This window comes from Microbacterium sp. 2MCAF23, from assembly GCF_052115565.1.
GTDB lineage: Bacteria > Actinomycetota > Actinomycetes > Actinomycetales > Microbacteriaceae > Microbacterium.
The window spans coordinates 117,838-138,527 of the sequence record NZ_JBFRGY010000009.1 but is presented as its reverse complement, the minus strand read 5'-3'; the positions used below and the strand labels follow the sequence as shown (position 1 = coordinate 138,527).

General features: G+C 70.9%; 16 protein-coding genes and 1 tRNA gene. 5 read left to right on the top strand and 12 right to left on the bottom strand.

Annotated features, from left to right (window positions below; genetic code table 11):
- Positions 1 to 13: 13 nt before the first annotated feature.
- The 5 genes from rplA to AB4078_RS11025 form a co-directional block, all read right to left on the bottom strand.
- Positions 14 to 703, bottom strand: coding sequence for a 50S ribosomal protein L1 (gene rplA / locus AB4078_RS11045; protein WP_440733532.1), 690 nt, complete (start codon positions 701 to 703; stop codon positions 14 to 16).
- Between the two features lie 11 nt (positions 704 to 714).
- Complete coding sequence (gene rplK / locus AB4078_RS11040) at positions 715 to 1,146, bottom strand: 50S ribosomal protein L11 (RefSeq protein WP_045250755.1); 432 nt, start codon at positions 1,144 to 1,146, stop codon at positions 715 to 717.
- Between the two features lie 258 nt (positions 1,147 to 1,404).
- Positions 1,405 to 2,535 (bottom strand): transcription termination/antitermination protein NusG, encoded by a 1,131-nt coding sequence (gene nusG / locus AB4078_RS11035; RefSeq protein WP_440733533.1) that lies wholly within the window; start codon positions 2,533 to 2,535, stop codon positions 1,405 to 1,407.
- A gap of 55 nt (positions 2,536 to 2,590) precedes the next feature.
- Entirely contained in the window at positions 2,591 to 2,866 is a 276-nt protein-coding gene (gene secE / locus AB4078_RS11030) for a preprotein translocase subunit SecE (protein ID WP_045250801.1), read from the bottom strand.
- Positions 2,867 to 2,905: 39 nt separating this feature from the next.
- Positions 2,906 to 2,978, bottom strand: a tRNA-Trp gene (locus tag AB4078_RS11025).
- A gap of 257 nt (positions 2,979 to 3,235) precedes the next feature.
- On the opposite strand from AB4078_RS11025, the gene AB4078_RS11020 reads away from it, so the two are divergent.
- Positions 3,236 to 5,098 carry an HSP90 family protein gene (locus AB4078_RS11020; protein WP_441977204.1) on the top strand — a complete coding sequence of 621 codons (1,863 nt, stop codon included), beginning with the start codon at positions 3,236 to 3,238 and terminating at the stop codon, positions 5,096 to 5,098.
- A gap of 81 nt (positions 5,099 to 5,179) precedes the next feature.
- Positions 5,180 to 8,002: a hypothetical protein gene (locus AB4078_RS11015; RefSeq protein ID WP_441977175.1), complete on the top strand. Its 2,823-nt coding sequence runs from the start codon at positions 5,180 to 5,182 to the stop codon at positions 8,000 to 8,002.
- A 54-nt stretch (positions 8,003 to 8,056) separates the two neighbouring features.
- Here the strand turns inward: AB4078_RS11015 and poxB are convergent, their stop codons facing one another.
- Positions 8,057 to 9,781 carry a ubiquinone-dependent pyruvate dehydrogenase gene (gene poxB, locus AB4078_RS11010; protein ID WP_441977174.1) on the bottom strand — a complete coding sequence of 575 codons (1,725 nt, stop codon included), beginning with the start codon at positions 9,779 to 9,781 and terminating at the stop codon, positions 8,057 to 8,059.
- Between the two features lie 69 nt (positions 9,782 to 9,850).
- Positions 9,851 to 10,474, bottom strand: coding sequence for an NAD(P)-dependent oxidoreductase (locus AB4078_RS11005; RefSeq protein ID WP_441977173.1), 624 nt, complete (start codon positions 10,472 to 10,474; stop codon positions 9,851 to 9,853).
- A gap of 54 nt (positions 10,475 to 10,528) precedes the next feature.
- Between AB4078_RS11005 and AB4078_RS11000 the strand changes: the two genes are divergently transcribed.
- Together AB4078_RS11000 and AB4078_RS10995 are read left to right on the top strand one after the other, a co-directional pair.
- A complete protein-coding gene (locus AB4078_RS11000; protein WP_441977172.1) occupies positions 10,529 to 11,134 on the top strand; it encodes a TetR/AcrR family transcriptional regulator in 606 nt (201 codons plus the stop codon).
- A gap of 62 nt (positions 11,135 to 11,196) precedes the next feature.
- Positions 11,197 to 11,844, top strand: a complete 648-nt coding sequence (locus AB4078_RS10995) for a hypothetical protein (RefSeq protein ID WP_441977171.1) — start codon at positions 11,197 to 11,199, stop codon at positions 11,842 to 11,844.
- 109 nt (positions 11,845 to 11,953) lie between these two features.
- On the opposite strand, the gene AB4078_RS10990 is transcribed toward AB4078_RS10995, so the two are convergent.
- The 5 genes from AB4078_RS10990 to gabT form a co-directional block, all read right to left on the bottom strand.
- Complete coding sequence (locus AB4078_RS10990; protein ID WP_441977170.1) at positions 11,954 to 13,315, bottom strand: NAD-dependent succinate-semialdehyde dehydrogenase; 1,362 nt, start codon at positions 13,313 to 13,315, stop codon at positions 11,954 to 11,956.
- A gap of 85 nt (positions 13,316 to 13,400) precedes the next feature.
- Complete coding sequence (locus tag AB4078_RS10985) at positions 13,401 to 14,864, bottom strand: NAD-dependent succinate-semialdehyde dehydrogenase (RefSeq protein WP_440733540.1); 1,464 nt, start codon at positions 14,862 to 14,864, stop codon at positions 13,401 to 13,403.
- Positions 14,865 to 14,920: 56 nt separating this feature from the next.
- Positions 14,921 to 15,805 carry a universal stress protein gene (locus AB4078_RS10980; protein ID WP_441977169.1) on the bottom strand — a complete coding sequence of 295 codons (885 nt, stop codon included), beginning with the start codon at positions 15,803 to 15,805 and terminating at the stop codon, positions 14,921 to 14,923.
- On the bottom strand, positions 15,805 to 17,205 hold the full coding sequence (locus tag AB4078_RS10975; RefSeq protein WP_440733542.1) for a flavin monoamine oxidase family protein: 1,401 nt from the start codon (positions 17,203 to 17,205) through the stop codon (positions 15,805 to 15,807). Before AB4078_RS10975 ends, AB4078_RS10980 begins: the two co-directional genes overlap by 1 nt.
- A 123-nt stretch (positions 17,206 to 17,328) precedes the next feature.
- Complete coding sequence (gene gabT / locus AB4078_RS10970; protein ID WP_440733543.1) at positions 17,329 to 18,702, bottom strand: 4-aminobutyrate--2-oxoglutarate transaminase; 1,374 nt, start codon at positions 18,700 to 18,702, stop codon at positions 17,329 to 17,331.
- A gap of 109 nt (positions 18,703 to 18,811) precedes the next feature.
- On the opposite strand from gabT, the gene AB4078_RS10965 reads away from it, so the two are divergent.
- Entirely contained in the window at positions 18,812 to 20,305 is a 1,494-nt protein-coding gene (locus tag AB4078_RS10965) for a PucR family transcriptional regulator ligand-binding domain-containing protein (RefSeq protein ID WP_441977168.1), read from the top strand.
- The last annotated feature ends 385 nt before the right edge of the window (positions 20,306 to 20,690 follow it).

Here is a 20,690-nt window from a genome sequence, read left to right as displayed (position 1 = left end):
ATGAGCGTCAGGCTCAGATGGCGTTGACGTCCAGCGGGATGCCGGGGCCGAACGTGGTCGACACCGCACCCTTCTGGATGTAGCGGCCCTTCGAGCTGGACGGCTTGAGGCGAACGATCTCCTCGAGCGCGGCCTTCATGTTCTCGTCGAGCTGCTCGGCCGAGAACGATGCCTTGCCGACGACGAAGTGCACGTTGGCGTGCTTGTCGACGCGGAACTCGATCTTTCCGCCCTTGATCTCCTCGACGGCCTTGGCCGGGTTCGGGGTCACGGTGCCGGTCTTCGGGTTCGGCATCAGACCACGCGGGCCGAGCACCTTGCCGAGACGGCCGACCTGGCCCATGAGCTCCGGGGTGGAGACCGCGGCGTCGAAGTTGGTCCAGCCGCCGGCGACCTTCTCGATGAGCTCGGCGCCGCCGACCTCATCCGCACCCGCGGCGATCGCGGCCTCAGCGGCCGGACCCGTCGCGAAGACGATGACGCGGGCGGTCTTGCCGGTGCCGTGCGGGAGGATGACGGTGCCGCGCACCATCTGGTCCGCCTTGCGCGGGTCGACCGAGAGCTTCAGCGCGACCTCGACGGTCGAGTCGAACTTCGCGGAGCCGGTCTCCTTCGCGAGGACCACGGCCTCGGTCGGAGTGTAGAAGCGGTCTGCCTCGATCTTCGCGGCAGCAGCGTTGTAAGCCTTGGACTTGGTAGCCATTGTTATCTCCCTCAGCCCTCGACCGTGATGCCCATGGAACGGGCGGTTCCGGCGATGATCTTGGACGCGGCGTCGATGTCGTTCGCGTTCAGGTCGGCCTGCTTCTGCTCGGCGATCTGACGGACCTGCTCGGCGGTGATCTTCGCGACCTTGACGGTGTGCGGAGTGGCAGAGCCCTTCTGCACGCCCGCAGCCTTCTTGATCAGCTCGGCGGCCGGCGGGGTCTTCAGGATGAACGTGAAGCTGCGGTCCTCGTAGACGGTGATCTCGACGGGGATGACGTTGCCGCGCTGCGACTCGGTCGCCGCGTTGTACGCCTTGCAGAACTCCATGATGTTGACGCCATGCTGACCGAGCGCGGGGCCGATCGGCGGCGCCGGGTTGGCAGCGCCGGCGTTGATCTGGAGCTTGATCAGGCCGGTCACCTTCTTCTTCGGTGCCATAGTGATTCCTTTCTCGAGCGGATGCCGGAGGCATCCCTCTCCCGCGGATCCGGCATCTCCGGAACGCGGTGGCGTTCGCGCGCACGACGAGGCGGCGCACAAACCATAGAAGTCTACCGGATCCCGGGCGCGTCCGCGCACAGGCAGCCACCGGGTCGGGACGCCGGCGCGACATGGGGCCCGCGACCACGCCGATGACGAAGCGAGAACGGCCGCCCCCGAGGGGACGGCCGTTCCGCGTGCGCTTCCGGGGAAGCGTCAGATCATCTTGGTGACCTGGTCGAACGACAGCTCGACCGGGGTCTCGCGCTCGAACAGCGAGACGAGCACGGTGAGCTTGCCGCTCTCCGGCTTGATCTCGGAGATCGAACCGGGAAGGCCCGCGAACGAGCCCTCCTTGATCGTGATGGTCTCGCCGATCTCGAAGTCGACCTCGGCCGCGAGCGGGCGGGCCACGGCGACGCCGCCCTTGGCTGCGACGGCCTTGGCGGTCGGGACGTCCTTGACCTCGACGAGGGACTTCAGCATGTTGAACGCCTCTTCGAAGCGCAGCGGGGTCGGGTTGTGCGCGTTGCCGACGAAGCCGGTGACGCCGGGCGTGTGCCGCACGACGGACCAGGTGTCCTCGTTGAGCTCCATGCGCACGAGCACGTAGCCGGGGATCCGGACGCGCGTGACCATCTTGCGCTGGCCGTTCTTGATCTCGACGACGTCCTCCATCGGGACCTCGATCTGGTAGATGTCGTCCTCGACCTCGAGCGTCGACTTGCGCTGCTCGATGTTGGCCTTCACCTTGCGCTCGAAGCCGGCGTAGGAGTGGATCACGTACCACTTGCCGGGGAGCATCCGGAGGTCCATGCGGAAGGCCTCGTACGGGTCCTCCTCCGCATCGGCCTCGTCGACGTCGCTCGGCGCGCTCGCTGCGTCGGCAGGATCGAGTTCGGACTCGACCGCGTCCACGACACCGGCGGCCGCGTCGATCTCTGCGACCTCCTCGGGGTCGAGGACGGGGGCGTCCTCCTCGCCGTTCACGTCGGGGCCGTCGTACGGCGTGACCTCGTCAGCAGCAGCGGCCTTGCGGTCTGCGGCCTCTTCGGCCACCGAGTCGTTGAGGACCTCTGCGGCGGCCTCGGACTCGGCCGCCTGGTCCAGGTTGAGAGCGTCGTTCACGATCGCGTCTGCCTCCGGGTCATCTTCGAATTCGATGTCTTCGTCGTCCACGTCGTCCTCGTCGCCCTCGATGTGCAGGGCGACCCGCTCGGCGGCGGTGACGGCGCGCTCCTCGGAGGCGAGCACGTCGCCCTCCTGGGCCTCGTCGTCCTCACTGGACTGCTCGGCGGCGGTCGCCCAGTCGACGTCGTCTCCGAGGTATCGTTCGCGTTCGGACACTGGTTCTTCTCTCCTTCAGGTTCGGCCCGGGGTCAGTTGCCACCGGGCCGCGGGATCACGCGGTTTTCCCGGGAACCCCGAAGACTTGCGTCGTCAGCCACGAGAAGGCCATGTCGAGCCCGTACACGAGGGCCATCATCACGATCACGAAGCCCAATACGACCAGGGTGTACTTGACGAGCTCCTTGCGCGTGGGGGTGACCACCTTGCGGAGCTCGGCGATCACCTGACGGAAGAACAGCGCGATGCGACCGAAGAAGCCCAGCTTCTTGTCGCGGCTCGCGCCGCCGTTCGCCGTGGGAACCACGGCGCCCGATGCGTCTTGAACCATCCTGGAGTACCTTTCGTGTGCCGGCTGCGCGCCGACGCGCAGGGCGGACAGGAATCGAACCTGCAACCTGCGGTTTTGGAGACCGCTGCTCTGCCAATTGAGCTACCGCCCTAGAGATCCGAGGATCTCTGTCCGCATCTTCTCCGCGTTCCGGGAGACCCGGGCACGGCGAAAGAATGCAGACAACAACTGCTCGTCCAGTGTACGGCATCCGCACCGGCCCTCCGAACCGGGGCTGCATCCCGGGCGCGGCACATGGGCACCGGGCTCCCCCGCGCGGCGGACGCCCGTCGACCCCGAGCGGTGCTTGTTAGGCTCGGCATGCGGTCGACGAGCCTCCACGGATCGGCGCCCGCGGAGGGAGAGTCGATGGCGGCGGAGGATCCGGCACCCGCGGACGCGCAGCAGTTCCAGGTGGACCTGCGCGGCGTCGTGGACCTGCTCAGCCGCCACATCTACTCCGGACCCCGGGTCTACCTGCGCGAGCTGCTGCAGAACGCCCGGGACGCCCTCGCCGCGCGGCGCGAGGTCGACGGGCTCGGCGGCACCATCCGGATCCGTCCGCTCCCTGCCGAGGGCGGCGAGTTCGTGCTCAGCGACGACGGCGTCGGCCTCACCGCCGACGAGGTCGCCGAGTTGCTCGCGACGGTCGGACGCAGCTCCAAGCGCGACATCTTCGACCTGCCCCGCAGCGACTACCTGGGCCAGTTCGGCATCGGGCTGCTCAGTTGCTTCATGGTGGCGGACGAGATCGTGATCCGTTCCCGCAGCGCCCGTGGCGGTCGGGCGGTCGAGTGGATCGGATCCGCCGACGGCACATTCCGGGTACGCGAGCTCGACGAGGACCTGCCCATCGGAACCAGCGTGCACCTGGTGCCGCGCTTCGACGCCGGCGACCTGCTGCGCGCGGATGCCGTGCGCGAGCTCGCCACGACCTTCGCCGAGTTCCTGCCCACGACCGTGCTGCTGGAGCTGCCCGGCGGCGACGTGCGGATCACGCACGAGGCGCCGTTCCTCGACCCGCGGCAGGATCCGGCCGCGACGGCCGCCTACGGCCGCGAGATCATCGGATCCGCTCCGCTCGACATCATCGAGCTCACCGAGCCCGCCACCGGGACGCGCGGTGTCGCCTATGTGCTGCCCTTCGCTCCCCCGCCCGGCGCCCGGCAGGCGACGCGGATGTACCTCGGCCGCATGCTGCTGTCCGAGCGCGCGGACGACGTGCTGCCGGACTGGGCGTTCTTCGTGCGCGCCGTGATCGACTCCAACGGCCTGAACCCCACGGCCAGCCGCGAGTCGCTGGTCGACGACGAGGCGCTCGCCCTCGTGCGGGAGCAGCTCGGCGCGGCGCTGCGGCGCTGGGTGCTGGAGCTGGGACTGCGCGAACCGCACCGGCTCGCGCAGTTCGTCGCGGTGCACGAGGTGGGGCTCAAGTCGCTCATCCGGCACGACGACGAGCTCGCCCGGTTCATCACGCGCTGGCTCACCGTGGAGACGACGCACGGCACGCTGAGCGTCGGAGACCTCGTCGAACGCTACGAGCGGATCCGCTACGCGGAGACCGTGGACGAATTCCGCCAGGTCGCCGGCATCAGCCGGGCCGAGCAGATCCTGGTGAACGGCGGCTATCTGTACGACGCGGATCTGATCCGCCGCCTCCCGGAGCTGTTTCCGGCGGTCACCGTCGAGCGGGTCGACGTCGTGAGCGAACTGGACCGGCTGGACCCGCCTCCGCTGGACGACAGGGCCGCCGCGGTCGCGCTGGAGGATCGTGCGGGCGCCGTGCTGGCCGACGTCGGGTGCGCCGTCGTGGTGCGCACCATCGACCAGCCAGAGCTGCCCTCGCTGTACGTCGCGGACCCCGCCGTCCTGCGGCGCATCGACCGCACCAGGACCAAGGGCATCACGGGCTCCCTCTGGGGCGGCGTGCTGGACCGCATCGACGGCGCGGTGGGCGAGGACCGGAACGACGACCTCACGGCCCGGCTGTGCCTGAACTGGGGCAATCGTGTGGTGCGCTCGCTGAGCGCGGTCGCCGACGACGCGGTGTTCGCGCGCACCGTGCAGCTGCTGTACATCCAGGCGCTGCTCGCCGGGCACCGTCCGCTCGGCGACGCCGACCGGGCCCTGATGACCGGCGCACTGTCCGATCTCGTCGCGCTGTCGGCCGGAGTGACCGGCCTCGAGCTGCCCCCATTGGCCGACGAACCCGATCCCCTCACCCCGTCCTGATGACGGGGGCCAGGATCCCGCACGACGGCGGGAGCACTTCCCTCGCGGAGACCGCGGGGCCGCACACACCCGGAGGACGACATGGCAGGACCGAAGAAGCAGCTGGACCGTCTCCTCGAGGAGATCGACCGCACGCCCTGGGGACCTCAGGAGCGCGCCCTTGTCGCCGAGGCCGTCGCGCTCGCGCAGGAGATCGGCGACGAGCAGCTCGAGTACCAGGCCCGCATGCGGCAGACCGCCTCTGCGAACATGGGCGGGCTCACCGACCTGATGCTGAGCTCGTTCGCCTGGTGCCTCGCGCACCACGACGCGGATCCGGTCCGGTTCCCCGCCGACATCGACAACGGCGCGGCCGATCTGATGTGGCAGTTCAAGTGGATGGCTTCCTCGCTGCGCAGCTCGCCCGCCTTCGCGCCGGAGCAGATCGCGGCGGTGCTGGACGACATGGAGGCGCACTACCGCACCGCAGGGCTCGGCATGAGCGGCGTGCTGATGGCGCGGTTCGAGGATGCGCACGCGGCGGGGCGGATGGACGACGCGGAGCGGCTGCGCGTGCAGCTGGAAGCCACGCCGCGCGACTCGCACAGCCATTGCGATGCCTGCGGCCGGAGCCAGGTCGCCGGGTTCTTCGCCGACACGGACCGCGACGAGGACGCGATCCGCCTCGTCGGGGAGATGCTCGAGGGCGGCTTCTCCTGCGGCGAGGAGCCGGAGCACGCGCTGTCGGTGTCCCTGCTGCCGTACCTGCGCCTCGGCCGCGGCGAGCAGGCTCGTGCGGCCCATCTGCGCAGTTACCGGCTGGCGAAGGACAACCCGGATCTGCTCACGGCGATCGCGAACAGCATCCGGTTCTGCGCCCTGAGCGGCAACGAGGCCCGCGCGCTCACGCTCGTCGAGCGGCATCTGCCCTGGTTCGCCCACGACGCGCTCAACGCACAGGGCCACTTCCGCATGCTCACCGCGATCGGCACGGCTCTCGACGCAGTCACGGCGGCAGGCCACGGAGCCACGCCGGTGCGCGGGGCCGACTCCCCCGATCTCGAGCGCTTCTTCGGCGTGCGCGACGGCGCGGACGGCGGGTCGTGGTCCGCCGGCGGGCTCGCGGCGGCGGCCTGGGCCGCGGCCGAGCGGATCGGGGCGCGCTTCGACGAGCGCGACGGCACCGATAACCATGCGCAGCGCCTGCGCCTCGCCCGGCAGACCGCCGCGGAGCGCTACGACGTGCCGATCCGCAGCGATGTGTTCGCCGCGCCCCCGGTCGACGCCGCCCCGACCGACGACGAGGGCTGGTACCGTCGCGTGCTCGACCTCGCCGGCTACGGTGCGGCCGCGGACACGCTGGACGCACTGGCGCACGTGATCGACCGCGTCGACGCCGAACGCCGCGCGGTGCTCACCGGCCAGCGGCTCGCCGCGCTGGTGAACCTCGAGCGCATCGACGAGGCGACGGCGCTCCTGCCCGACCGGATCCAGTCCCTGCGCGCCGCCGGCCTCGATGCTCAGGCCGGCGTCGAGGAGCGATTCGGGCTGGCTCTGTTCGGCACCGCGACCGAGGCCGACAACGCGGCCCTCGCCGACCTGCTCGCGGCGTCCGCGGATCCGTCCGGCCCCCGCGCGCTGCCGCCCGCGACCCGCGGCGACATCGCACTGACGCTGGCATTCGATCTCGGCGACGACCCGGCCGCGGCCCTCGCGCTCTCGGAACAGGCGGCCACCCTGTTCCGAGAAGCGGGAGACGCCCGCCTCGGGCACGGCGCGGAGATCGCTGCGGCCATGGCGCTGCTGCGGGCGGACCGCGGCGACGAGGCGCTCGCTCGGATCGACGCCCTGCTGGCCGACGCGGCGATCACCCGAGGCGTGCGTGCACGCACGCTCGAGATGCGTGCGCGCGTCCACGGCGGACGCGGTGCGTTCGCCGAAGGCGCGGCCGACGCCGACGAGGCCGGCCGCATCCTGGCGGAGCTGGGCAGCAGGCCGGGCTTCGCGGGGGCGCAGATGCTCGCCGGCGCGCTCTGGGAGGACGCGGAGGAGCCGGAGCAGGCGCTCGCGCGCTATCGCGTCGGCGCTCGCCTGCTGGAGCAGATCGACGGCGACATCGCAGGAGCGAAATACCGCGTGGCGCGCAGCATGCTGAACTCCGGAGCCGTGGAGGAGGCGGCGGAGCTGTTCGGCGAGGTGCTGCAGCTCGAGGAGGCGGACGAGGTCCCCGCGGGCAGCAGGGCGATGACCGCGCTGATGCTGGCGCGGTCGCTGCGAGCCGCGGGCGAGGGCGGGCAGGCGTACGGCGCCTTCGGCTATGCGGCCGAGCTGTTCGGCGAGGCCGAGAACCCCGCCGATCAGGCACTCGCCCTGATGAACCGCGCGCAGATCCTCGCCCAGTACGACGAGCGGGAGCAGGCCGTCCAGACCCTCGAAGAGGCCGCGATGATCGTCCGCACCGCAGAGGATGCGCCAGCTGCCGTGGTCGAGGTGCTGCACAACCTCGGCCAATCGTACGGCGTGCAGCAGGATCCTCGCGCCTTCGCGCTGTTCGACGAGGTCGAGGCCGTCGCGCGGGCGAACGACGCGGCCTGGGTGATCGCCGATGTGACCGACTCCCGCGCGCGGGCGCTGCTGTCGGCCGAGCGGGTGGACGAGGGCGTCGCGGCGGCGCTCACCGCTTCGGATGCGTTCGCCGCCGCCGGCGACGCGCCGTCGGCGGGTGGATCCGCGCTGCTCGCCGCGCGGGCGCTGAATGGCGCAGAGCGCTCAGCCGATGCCGTCCCCGCCTACCGCGCGGTGCTCGACCAGGCGGCGGACATCCCGCCCCTGCGCCAGATCGCCGCCCTCGAGCTCGGCGACGTGCTGCAGGGCCTCGGTCGCGATGCCGAGGCCGCGGAGGTGCGTCGGCTCGCCGAGGACTGAGACGGATCCGGATCCGATCCCGGCGCAAGGCCGCGGGATCGGATCCGGCGCCGCTCAGAACAGCTGGCGCCAGTTGGCCTTCGCCAGGTCGAGCAGTTCGTCGCCGCGCCCGGAGAGCACGGTGCGAATCGCGTACAGTGCGAAGCCCTTGACCTGCTCGGCGTTGACGGCCGGCGGCATCGACAGTTCCTGCCGCTCCGTCACGACGTCGAGGAGCGCAGGCCCGTCGTGCGCGAGCACCTCGGCGAGCGCGCCGGGAAGATCCTCACTCCGCTCCACGCGACGCCCGAAGATGCCCATCGCCTCGGCAACAGCCGCGAAGTCGGGGTTGCGCAGGTCGGTGCCGTAGTTCACGAACCCCGCCGCCTTCATCTCCAGCTCCACGAAGTTGAGCGAGGAGTTGTTCACCACGATCGTCTTCACCGGCAACCGGTTCTGGGTGAGGGAGATCAGTTCGCCGAGCATCATGGTGAGCCCGCCGTCGCCCGCGAGCGCCACCACCTGACGCTCCGGCTCGGTCGCCTGCGCGCCGATGCCGTGCAGCAGGGCGTTGGCCATGGATCCGTGGTTGAAGGATCCGATGAGCCGGCGCCGGCCGTTCATGTGCAGATAGCGCGCTGCCCAGACCGTGGGCGAGCCGACATCGGCGGTGAACACGGCGTCGTCCGCGGCGGCCTCGTCGAGCAGCCGGGCCAGGTACTGCGGGTGGATCGGCGCCTTGCCGCGCGAGGGCACCGCGAGCTCGTCGAGCTTGGCGCGCGTCTTGCGGTAGTGCGCGGTGGCATCGTCGAGGTGGGTGCGCCGACGGTCGGCCTTGAGCCGCGGCAGCAGCGCCGCAGCGGTCGCGCCGACGTCTCCGACCAGACCCAGATCCAGAGGATGGCGCCGCCCCAGGTTCTCGCCGCGGATGTCGACCTGGATCGTCGTCGCGTTCGCCGGGTAGAACTGCGGATACGGGAAGTCGGATCCGAGGATCAGCAGGGCGTCGGCGCCGTCCATCGCCCGGTAGCCGGACGCGAAGCCGAGCAGGCCGGTCATGCCCACGTCGAAGGGGTTGTCGTACTCCACGAACTCCTTGCCGCGGAGGGCGTGCACGACGGGCGCGGCGAGCCGATCCGCGAGCGCCACGATCTCGTCGTGTGCTCCCTCCGCTCCGGCGCCGGCGAGGATGGTGACCTTGGACGCCGCATTCAGCAGGGTCGCCGCGCGCTCGAGCTCCGCACCGCTCGGGACCACCACGGGCCGGCTGCGCTCGATCACGGTGACGCGGTCGTCCTCGGCCGGCGCGAGCGCGATGTCGCCGGGGATGACGAGCACCGCCACCCCGCGCTTCTCGATCGCCTGACGCATCGCGATCTGCAGCAACCGCGGCATCTGGGCCGGATCCGACACATACTCGACGTAGACACTGCACTCGCGGAACAGCTCCTGCGGATGGGTCTCCTGGAAGTACTGGGTGCCGATCTCGCTGGTCGGGATGTGCGCGGCGATCGCGAGCACCGGCACACGCGAACGGTTGGCGTCGTAGAGCCCGTTGATGAGATGCAGGTTGCCCGGGCCGCAGGATCCGGCCGCGACCGCCAGTTCCCCGGTGAGCGCGGCCTCCGCGGCCGCAGCGAACGCGGCCGTCTCCTCATGACGAACGTGCACCCAGCGGATGGCGCCGTCCTTGCGCAGGGCGTCGGTGAAGCCGTTCAGGGAGTCCCCCGGGATCCCGTACACGCGCTTCACCCCGTTCGCGCGGAGGGTGCTGACGATGTTCTCGGCGACGGTAGTCATGACGGCCTCTCGTGAAAGCAACAGGACATCTCGAGGCTACGCCCGGCCATCCCTGCCCAGGGCCGCCCGCTACTCGGTGATGTAGACCGCGTGCCGGATCCACTCGGGACGGGACAGGGCATCCACCGCGGCACGTCCGACCGTGTCGAAACGGGTGCTGTAGTGCCAGCGCACGGTGCGATCGATGCCCACACGGTAGTCAGCGGCGCCCGCGCCGGGGATGAGCCGGGAGGGACGCAGGCTCGTCCAATCCGTGGCGCTGGCGGCGAGGGCCGCATCCATGGCGCGGGTGTCGGTGTTGTTCGCCTTCAGCACGCGCTCGAGGATCGGCTTCGCGACGAAGCGGGAGAGCGGGTCGTCGTGGGCCACGTAGGCCCCGGATGCGGAGACGGCGATCACGCGGGACACCCCGGCGGCTTCCATCGCCGCGAGGAGTGCCGCCATGCCCTCCTGCAGCAGCACGACATCGCCGTCGGCGCGGACGTGCCCGATCGTGGAGATCACCGCATCGGCGCCGCGCAGGGCCGTCGTGAGCGCGGCGACGTCCCGCGCGTCCGCGGTCGCCACAATCGTCCCCTCCGGCGCCGAGGCGGGCCTGCGCACGACCGAGACGACCTCGAGCCCGGCGGCGAGGGCGTGCGCGACCGCGGCTCTGCCCGATCGACCCGATGCTCCGACGATGACGACACGCATCCGCTTCTCCTTCAGTCAAGAGGTTAGTAATTACTCACTCACTATACTCGGAGGATGCCTTCGGCCACACCTCACGCGTCGTCCCGCGAGCGGATACTCGACGCCGCACTCCTCGTAATGCGCGAACGCGGACTCGCCAACACCACGACGAAACTGATCGCCGCGCAGGCGGGCCTGTCCGAGGCGATGCTCTACAAGCACTTCGCCGACAAGCAGCAGTTGTTCCTCAGCGTGCTCGAGGAGCGGACGCCCCGCGCGCAGCTCGATCCCCTGCCGGTCGACCCCGGGGATCTGGCCGCGGGGCTCGCGGCGCTCGTGGTGAGCCTCATGGCGTTCTTCACCAGCACGTTCCCGATCGCCGCATCGATCTTCGGCTCGCCCGCGCTGCTCGCCGAGCATCGCGAGGGTGTCGCAGCGCATGGGAGCGGGCCCGCGCACGTGGTCGACGGCGTGCGCGCCCACCTCGATGCGGAGCGTGAAGCCGGGCACCTTCGTGCGGACGCCGACACGGAGTCGGCCGCGCGACTGCTGGTCGGGGCCGCATTCCACCGGGGCTTCCTCGCGGCGTTCGAGGGCCTCGACGCCGTGCCAGACGCCGAGCTCATCGCGGCAGGGATCGTGGACGTGGTGCTCTCCGGACTCCTTCCTGTGGCGGGCTGACCCCACCCGGTGCGCCGGGGCGGGGGCTTGACCCGGCCCGGCGCGACGAGCACCCTGAGGGCATGCGCTCCGCCCGCCCCATCCCCGGCAACCCCTGGCCGCATGACATGTCGATCAGCGTGGAGGACGATCCGCACGCCCTGCTCGAGCTGCTCTGGGTGCGTGACGTCTACGGGCTGCGGCCGCCGGGCGATGTGCCGCCTCCGCTGGCGGATCCGCCCACGGCACGCCGCTCCCCGAGGGACGCGACCGCATCGTCGAACGCGTGGTCCGTGCTGTGGCGCGGCGCCCTGACCCACCTCGCGGATCTGGACCCGTTGCCGCTGATCGCGAAGATCGAATCGACCGCGCCGGGCTCGGACGAGCGGCGCGCACTGCTCGAGCAGCTGAGAGGCCCCACGTGGCGCGATCGCTTCGGCGCAGAGGCGTTCGACGCGTCCTTCTCAGACTGGGTCTCGCGTCGCGTCCAGGAGCGCGTCGCCGGACACCGCGCGCCGCTGCACGAGCACCCGGAGCGGCGCGCCCTCCACACCCTGATCCCGGCGTGGAGGGCCGGGCTCGTCCGGGTGATCGAGATCCCGTGCCGCGGCGAGTTCACTCGCATCGCCGGCTCCTCCGCGCTGCTCGTGACGGCCGAGACGCGGGCGGATCCGGAGCGCTACGCCGAAGCGCTGACCGTGTTCGCCGCCCGCGCGCAGAGCGGATCCTGACGCTCCCGCCGAGTTCCCTGGCATGACGAAGGGGCGGGCGCCGCAGGATATGCGACGCCCGCCCCTTCTCTCCCGCTGAGTGCGGCGGGACGAATCCGAGCTGCCGGAATCAGGCCACGCGGACGAGCTTCTTGTTCACGAACTCGTCGGCAGCGAGCAGACCGAGTTCGCGCGAGGTGCCGCTGCGCTTCACGCCGCCGAAGGGCAGCTCCGGGCTGTCGGCGAGCACGACGTTGACGTAGACCATGCCCGCGTCGATGCCGTTCGCCACTCGCTCGGCCTGGGCGTCGTCGGTGGTGAACACGTACGAGCCGAGACCGAAGGAGGTGTCGTTCGCGAGCGCGACCGCCGCGTCCTCGTCCGCGACGCGATAGACCACGGCGGCGGGGCCGAACAGCTCCTGGCGGTACACGTCCATCTCGGGCGTGACATCGGCGAGCAGCGTCGGCGTGTAGAACGCGCCGTCGCGGGTGCCGCCGGTGAGCAGGGTCGCTCCCTGTGCCACCGCGGTGTCGACCTGATTCTGCAGGTTGACCGCGGCCGCCTCCGAGACGAGCGGGCCCAGCACGGTGTCCTCCTGGGTCGGGTCGCCCGGCGTGACCGCGGACAGCGCGGCGACGGCCTTCTCCACGAACGCGTCGTAGAGCCCGTCGACGACGATGAATCGCTTGGCGCCGTTGCAGGCCTGGCCGTTGTTGTCCAGGCGCGCGTCGACGGCGGCCTGCACGGTCGCGTCGAGGTCGTCGGTGGAGAGCAGGATGAACGGGTCGGATCCGCCGAGCTCGAGCGCGACCTTCTTCAGGTTGCGGCCGGCGTTCTCCGCGACAGCCGCACCGGCGCGCTCGGATCCGGTCACGGACACGCCCTGCACGCGCGGGTCGGCGACGATGGTGGCCGCCTGCTCGATCGATGCGTAGACGTTGACGTAGCCGCCGTCGGGGAGCCCGGCCTCCTCGTAGATCTTCTCGAGCAGGGCCGACGACTCCGGGCACTGCTCGGAGTGCTTGAGCACGATCGTGTTGCCGACCGCGAGGTTCGGGCCGGCGAATCGCGCGACCTGATAGGCCGGGAAGTTCCACGGCATGATGCCGAAGAGCACGCCGAGCGGAGCCTTGCGGATCACCGCGGTGCCGTCGCCCAGGATGTCCAGAGGCTGGTCGGCGTTGATCTTCTCGGCGTTGTCGGCGTAGAACTCGATGATGTCGGCGGCGAAGTCGACCTCGCCGACAGCAGCGGCGAGGGGCTTGCCCATCTCACGTGTGATGATCGCGCCGAGCTCGTCGCGGTGGGCGCGGTGCCCCTCGGCGATGCGGCGGATCACGGCCGCGCGCTCGGCGACGGGAGTGCGCCCCCAGACCGCAGCGGCGCCGTGCGCACGCGCGACGGCATCCTCGATCTGCGCATCGGTGAAGGTCTCGTAGGTGGCGACGGTCTCGCCCGTTGCCGGGTTGACGACGGCGTAATCGGTCATGTCGTTCCTTTCGGTGTCACATCATTGTGGGGTGTCCCGGCGGGCTCGGGATCCGTGCGGAACCCGAGCCCGCCGATGCTGGCGTTCAGTCGACCGGGATCAGCGTGTACTTGGTCGAGAGGTACTCGTGAATGCCCTCGAAGCCGCCCTCGCGCCCCACGCCGGACTGCTTGACTCCGCCGAAGGGAGCGGCCGCGTTGGAGACGACGCCCACGTTCAGCCCCATCATGCCCGTCTCGAGAGCGTCGATCATCCGGTGTCCGCGCGCGAGGTCCTGCGTGAACACGTAGGAGACCAGGCCGTACTCGGTGTCGTTCGCGAGGCGCACGGCCTCGGCCTCGTCGGCGAAGGTCGCGATCGCGAGCACCGGGCCGAAGATCTCCTCGCGGAGGATCTCGCTGCCGGCTTGCACGTTCGCGAGAACGGTGGGCTCGTAGAAGGATCCGACACCCTCCAGCGCTTTGCCGCCGGAGAGCAGCGTCGCGCCGCGCTCGACGGCGTCGCCGACGAGTTCCTGGGCCTTGGCCACAGCGTCGTGGTCGATCAGGGGGCCGATCGAGACGCCGTCCTCGGTGCCGCGCCCGATCTTCATCGCGTTCACGCGCTCGGTGATGCGGCGGGCGAACTCGTCCGCAACGTCCTGGTGCACGATGAAGCGGTTCGCCGCAGTGCACGCCTGGCCGATGTTGCGGAACTTCGCCGCCAGGGCACCCTCCACGGCCTTGTCCAGATCCGCATCCTCGAAGACCACGAACGGGGCGTTGCCGCCGAGCTCCATCGACACGCGCAGCACGCCTTCCGCCGCCTGGGCGATGAGCTTGCGGCCGACCTCGGTGGATCCGGTGAAGGACAGCTTGCGCAGACGCGGGTCGGCGATGATCGGCGCCGACAGGGCCGACGAGCGCGAGGTCTGAACGACGTTCACGACGCCGGCCGGCAGGCCCGCCTCCTCGAGCAGCTTCACGAAGTACATCGTGGTGAGCGGGGTCAGTGCCGGCGGCTTGATGACCACGGTGCAGCCGGCGGCGAGCGCGGGCGCGATCTTGCGGGTGGCCATCGCGAACGGGAAGTTCCACGGCGTGACGAAGAACGACGGGCCCACGGGACGCTGCGAGACGACCATGCGGCCGGTGCCCTCGGGGTTCAAGCCGTAGCGGCCGGAGATGCGCACCGCCTCCTCGCTGAACCAGCGCAGGAACTCGCCGCCGTAGACGACCTCGCCACGGGCCTCGGCCAGCGGCTTGCCCATCTCGACGGTCATCAGCAGCGCCAGGTCCTCCTTGTGCGCCTGCACGAGGTCGAACGCGCGGCGGAGGATGTCGCTGCGGGTGCGCGGCGGGGTCGCGGCCCACGAGTCCTGTGCGGCGACGGCCGCGTCGAGGGCCCGCATGCCGTCGGCCGGCGAGGCGTCGGCGATCGTGCGCACCACCTCGTTGGTGGCGGGGTCGCGCACGTCGAAGGTCTTGTCGCCCTCGGCGGCGATCCACTCGCCGGCGATGTAGAGCCCGGTGGGCACGCTCTCCAGCAGGGTCTTCTCCAGATCGGTCATACGATCCTCCTTGTCAGATGCTTCGATTCTCATGCAATCGGGTGGTGCGGGTCCGGTCAGGACCCAGAGTCTGCGCTGTCGTCCAGGCGTGTGCGCGGAACGACGATCATGGGTACGGGGATGATGTCGAGCATCTTCGCCGCGGTCGAGCCGAGGAACAGCCTCCGCGGCTGCGCGAGCCGGCTGGATCCGACCAGGATCAGCTCCCCCGGCAGCCATGCCAGCTGCGCCACGGCCTCCTCGACCGTGTCCCCCGGAGCCCGCTCGAGCTCGGCGCGCACGCCCCGCGGCAGCTCCATCTCCGCACGGGCGAGCACGTCGTCACCGTGCGCCGCGCTCACCAGGCGGATGGAGTTCGGGTCGAACCCGCGCGGCACGTCGAACGCGACGAGCGAGACGAGTCGCAGCGTCGCGCCGGTCGCGCCGGACAGCGCCACCGCCGTCTCCAGCAGTGCGTCGGCGCCGGGGCGATTGCCGATCGCGGCGGTGATCCGCGAGATCGGTGCCTGCACGTCGACGCTGTGCGCGAAGCCGGCCGGCGCCAGCGCCACCGGGATCGGCGAGGAGTGCAGCAGCGCCTGCGCGATACTGCCCATCCGGTGCAGACCGATGGTCGCCCCGTTCGCCGCACCGACGACGATCAGAGCAGCCTCGAGCTGTTCGCTCGCCAGCACGAGCCCCTCCGCGAAGGAGTCGTGCACGCGCACGTGCGCCGTGTGCGCGACGTCCGCGGGGATCATCTCCTGCGCCTCGTCGAGCCACTGTGCCGCCTGCCCCTGGGCCGGGCTGTCCTGCTCCGCGCCGGCGGTTTCGCCGTGGCCGGGCAGGACGATGAGCACGTGCAGGTGCCGCCGCGTGGCACGGGCGAGTCGCACGCCCAGCGCCAGCGCGTCGGAACCGGTCTCCGTCGCCGTGTAGCCGACGACGATGGAGGTGGTCATCAGACCTCGGCCGCCTCTGCGGCGATGAGCTCGCCGGCCTCCTCGCCGCGGTCCGCGTCGAGGATCTGCGACGCGGCGAGGCGACCCATGCGGATCGCGCCGTCGACGTGCTGATACCCGGCGCCGGCCAGGTCGGAGCAGGCGAAGTGGATGGGGCCGACCGGCGTGCGCAGGTCCTTGCCGTAGCGGTGCAGACCGCCCATGTCGAAGCTCGCCGCGTAGGCGCCGCGGGTCCACTCCTCGGAGCCCCAGTCGCTCTCGTAGTAGACGACCGTGTTCTTCGCCTCGGGGCCGTAGTAGTGCGCGAGGGACTCCAGGATCCGCTCCTTGCGCTCCTCGGCGCTCAGTTCGAACACGTCGTCGGCGTTCTGGTCGCTCACGAAGCCGACCAGGGTGCCGCGCTCGTCGCCGTGGTTGGTGTTGTCGTACGCCTCGTGCACGAGCTCGTAGGGGCTGAACGCCGTGGCTGACAGGCCCTGCTCACGCCAGAACGGACGGTCGTAGACGGCGTGCACCTTGATCACGAAGCCCATCGACAGGTGCTGGTGCATCTGGTGCTGGCGGCGCGGCAGCGACGGCACGAAGGAGATCCGGTCGTAGAGCACCGGGGCGTGCGCGAGGATCGCGTAGCGTGCGCGCACGGTGAGCGAGTCGGTGGTCGCGGTCACGCCGTGCTCGTCCCACTCGAGGGTGCGCACCGGCTGGTTCAGCAGCACATCATCGCCGAGGCGCTCGGCGAGCAGCTGCGGGACCTGCTGCAGCCCGCCCACGACGCGCTTGTCGAGGATGAAGTCGGCGTCGACGAGGTTCGAGTACGAGCCGGCGGATGCCGCCATCAGCAACGACTGCAGCAGCGAGAACGCGTGCGTCGGCTTGGTGAGCATCGCGGATCCGGTCGCGAACGCGAGGTTGCGCACGGCCTCGTCGTCGTCGCTCTGCTCGCGCAGCCATGCATCCCAGGTGATCGAGTCCCACTCGGCGGCCTTCGGGTGCGCGTAGGGGCGGTCGGGGTCGATCTCGGCGACCATGGCGTCGAGACGCTCGGTGATCTCGGCGATGACCTTCTCGGTCTCCGGGGCGACCGGGAACATCTCGCCCGTGAAGCGGTGCAGGGCGCCGTCGGGTCCGACGTAGACGCTGTCGCCCTCGCGGTACCGGCTGAAGGTCTCCAGGCCCAGCTCGTCGATGGTCTCGATCAGCGCATCCTGGTCGGGCGAGACCCACTGGCCGCCGATCTCGAGCATGGCGCCGTCGATCACGTCGGTCCAGAGCCGGCCGCCGACCCGGTCACGGGCCTCCAGCACCACGACCGACAAGCCCGCCTTGCGCAATTCGTTCGCGGCGGTGGTGCCAGCGGCGCCCGCTCCCACGATGAGCACGTCACGGGTGATATCGGCCAATTTCGACTCCTTCATCGGTCTCGCACCGTCTGGTGCGCTGTGCAGGTTCCCCTGCGGTTTTCATGCAGAAAGTTGCCGGGCGCGATCCAGCATCCCCCGATCCCGATCGCGCCCGGACGTTTATCAGGCCCCGGCGGGGTAGGCCGCGAGTGCGGCGGCGATGACGTCGAGACCCTCGTTCAGGAGGTCGTCGCCGATCGTCAGCGGCGGGAGGAAGCGGATCACGTTGCCGAACGTGCCGCAGGTGAGGACGATGACGCCCTGCGCGATCGCAGCCTTGGCGACCGCACCGGTGAGCGCGGCATCCGGGGCGCCGGTGGCCGGGTCCACGAACTCGGCCGCGATCATCGCGCCGTGTCCGCGGATGTCGCCCAGACGCGGATCCGCGGCCTGGATGACGGCGAGGCGGTCCTTGAGCAGCGCGCCGATCTCGACCGCGCGCTCCAGCAGGCCCTCGGTCTCGTAGGCGTCGATCGCGGCGAGTGCCGCAGCGCACGCCACCGGGTTGCCGCCGTAGGTGCCGCCGAGTCCGCCGGAGTGCGAGGCGTCCATGATCTCGGCACGGCCGGTCACGGCCGCCAGCGGCATGCCGCCGGCGATACCCTTGGCGGTGGTGATGAGGTCGGGCTCGATGCCGAAGATCTCGCTGGCGAACATCGCGCCGGTGCGGCCGAAGCCGGTCTGCACCTCATCGGCGATGAAGACGACGCCGTTCGCGCGGCACCACTCGACGATCGCGGGCAGGTAGCCGTCGGCCGGGACGATGAAACCGCCCTCGCCCTGGATGGGCTCGATGATGACTGCGGCGAGGTTGTCGGCGCCGATCTGCTTTTCGAGCTGCAGGATCGTGCGTGCCGCCGCCTCGGCGCCGGAGAGGCCGTCACGGAACGGGTAGGAGGCCTGCGCGCGGTACACCTCGGGGGCGAACGGGCCGAAGCCGCTCTTGTAGGGCATGGCCTTGGCCGTGAGCGCCATGGTCAGGTTGGTGCGGCCGTGGTAGCCGTGGTCGAAGGCGACGACGGCCTGACGACCGGTGTGCTTGCGCGCGATCTTGATCGCGTTCTCGACGGCCTCGGCGCCCGAGTTGAACAGCGCGGTCTTCTTGGCGAAGGCACCGGGCGTGAGGCGGTTGAGGGCCTCGGCCACCTCCACGTAGGACTCGTACGGGGAGATCATGAAGCAGGTGTGCGTGAACTGCGCGGCCTGCGCGGCGATGGCCGCGGCGACCTTCGGGTGCGCACTGCCGACCGTGGTCACGGCGATGCCGGAGCCCAGGTCGATGAGCGAGTTGCCATCGGCGTCGACGACGACGCCGCCACCGGCTGCGACCGCGGCGACCGGCACGGTGTGACCCACGCCGGCGGGCACGGCCGAAGCCTTGCGGGCGAGGATCTCGGCCGAACGCGGGCCGGGGAGCTCGGTGACGAGGCGGCGCTCCTGGGGAAGGGAGGGGCCGCCGAGGGGAAGGGTGTCAGCCTGCGCGTCGATGGTGGTCATGGCGTCGAGACTACGGAGGCGACCGCTCGAGAGCATTCGCCGTGGCGTACAATCTGGATCACGATTTCGCCGGTGCGGCCATGACGATGCCGGCGCGGAAGGAGCACCCGTGGACCAGGATCCCACCCTCCGCACGCTGCTGCGCCGGCGCGACCTGCACCTGCGCCTGGTCGGCGACGAATCGGCGCTGCCCACGGGATCCCTCGATCACCCGCTGCGCTGGGTGCACAACTCCGACCTCGTGGATCCGACCCCGTTCCTCACCGACGACCTGGCCCTGCTGACGACCGGCACGCAGTTCGCCGACGACGACGCGGCAGGCGTACGCGCCTACGTGCACCGGCTCGTGGATCGCGGGGTGGTGGCGCTCGGCTTCGGCACGGAGGTGCATCGCAGCGGCATCCCCGCCGACCTCGCCGACGCCTGCGCCGCCGCGAGCCTGCCCCTGTTCGAGGTGCCCTACGGCACGCCGTTCCTGGCCGTCGCGCGGGCGCACGCCGAGGCGATCGCCGCACAGGCCTACGCCCGGCGCACCTGGGCCTTGGAGACCCAGCGCGCACTCTCGGTCGCAGCCCTCCGTCCCCACGGGCTCGAGTCGACGCTCACCGAGCTGTCACGCCGTCTCGGCTGCAGGGTGGGCATGTACGACGCCGCGGGGCAGCTCGTGCACGAGCATCCCGCGGGCGGCGCGTCCCCCGTCGTCGCCGATGCCGCGGCCGATCTCCTCGCCCGTGGTGGATCCGCGAACCGCGTGGTGCAGGACGGCGAGACCGCGCACACGCTGCTCACCGTGGGGCGCGCGGGGCACCTGCGCGGGGTCGTCGCGATCGCGAGCGACACACTGGATCCCGAGACGCGCACCGTGGTGACCTCGGTCATCGCGATGGCCGGGCTGTCGCTGGAACAGAGCGAGCAGCTCGCGCGCAGCCGCCGACGCCTGCATCGGCAGTTGCTCACCTCCCTGCTCTCGGACGATCCGACCCTGGCCCGGCGCGTGCTCGGCGCCCTGCCGCCGGCACCCGTGGTGGTCGCCGTCGCCGCGGGACAGCGCCAGGGCACGGTCATCGAGTGGTGGGAACGGCAGCGCGGCGATGCCGCCCCGTCGGCGTTCCTCGCGGAGTCCGACGACGGGCTCGTCATGTGCCTGAGCGTCGCCGACGCGGGGGTGCTGGACGAGGTCGCCGCGCGCACGGAGGTGCGCATCGGCGTCTCGGCACCCGAGGAGTACAGCGGATTCTCGCGGGCGCACGCGCAGGCGCTCACGGCGCTGCGTCGGGGCGACGACGGCGTGACCCACTACGCGGACAGCGCGGAGTCGAGTGTTCTGGCGGCGTTCGCGACAGACGAGGCGCGACTGATCGCCGAGTCCCTGCTGGCCCCGCTGCGCCAGCACGACGCACAGGAGGGCGCGGAGCTGGAGCGATCGCTGCGGGTGTGGCTCGAGCACGACACCCGCCTGGAATCCGCCGCGGCCGTCCTCGGCGTGCACCGGCACACGCTGCGGACCCGGATCTCACAGGCGGCGTCGATCCTCGGCGCGGACCTGGGATCCTTCCCCGCGCGCGCCGAGCTCTGGGCTGCCCTGCGCACCGCCGGCGACTGACTCCCGGCCCGGATCCGCGCCGGGAGGATCCGCGCCCGCCGGACCCGCGCACCCCATCCCGCTCAGTGGTCGCATATTGCGGTCAAGGGCCTCCCTAAGTCGCATTTCGCGACCAGCGAGCGGATCGGATCCGCGCCGGGCCGGATCCGCGCCGGGAGGATCCGCCCCGGGCCGGACCCGCGCACCCCATCCCCGCCCAGTGGTCGCAAACTGCGGCCAAGGGCCTCCCTAAGTCGCATTTCGCGACCAGCGAGCGGATCGGATCCGTTCAGGTCGCAGAATGTGCTCCGACAACAGTCCCGAAGCAGCGAAAACTGCGACCTGAAGAAGGCAACTGCGACCTGAACAAGGCAGCTGTCGCCCGAGCATCGCAACAGGCAGCCAG

Coding starts and splice junctions, on each gene's coding strand:
- rplA (WP_440733532.1), bottom strand. CDS start 703: ATGGCTACCAAGTCCAAGGCTTACAACGCTGCTGCCGCGAAGATCGAG.
- rplK (WP_045250755.1), bottom strand. CDS start 1,146: ATGGCACCGAAGAAGAAGGTGACCGGCCTGATCAAGCTCCAGATCAAC.
- secE (WP_045250801.1), bottom strand. CDS start 2,866: ATGGTTCAAGACGCATCGGGCGCCGTGGTTCCCACGGCGAACGGCGGC.
- AB4078_RS11020 (WP_441977204.1), top strand. CDS start 3,236: ATGGCGGCGGAGGATCCGGCACCCGCGGACGCGCAGCAGTTCCAGGTG.
- AB4078_RS11015 (WP_441977175.1), top strand. CDS start 5,180: ATGGCAGGACCGAAGAAGCAGCTGGACCGTCTCCTCGAGGAGATCGAC.
- poxB (WP_441977174.1), bottom strand. CDS start 9,781: ATGACTACCGTCGCCGAGAACATCGTCAGCACCCTCCGCGCGAACGGG.
- AB4078_RS11005 (WP_441977173.1), bottom strand. CDS start 10,474: ATGCGTGTCGTCATCGTCGGAGCATCGGGTCGATCGGGCAGAGCCGCG.
- AB4078_RS11000 (WP_441977172.1), top strand. CDS start 10,529: ATGCCTTCGGCCACACCTCACGCGTCGTCCCGCGAGCGGATACTCGAC.
- AB4078_RS10995 (WP_441977171.1), top strand. CDS start 11,197: ATGCGCTCCGCCCGCCCCATCCCCGGCAACCCCTGGCCGCATGACATG.
- AB4078_RS10990 (WP_441977170.1), bottom strand. CDS start 13,315: ATGACCGATTACGCCGTCGTCAACCCGGCAACGGGCGAGACCGTCGCC.
- AB4078_RS10985 (WP_440733540.1), bottom strand. CDS start 14,864: ATGACCGATCTGGAGAAGACCCTGCTGGAGAGCGTGCCCACCGGGCTC.
- AB4078_RS10980 (WP_441977169.1), bottom strand. CDS start 15,805: ATGACCACCTCCATCGTCGTCGGCTACACGGCGACGGAGACCGGTTCC.
- gabT (WP_440733543.1), bottom strand. CDS start 18,702: ATGACCACCATCGACGCGCAGGCTGACACCCTTCCCCTCGGCGGCCCC.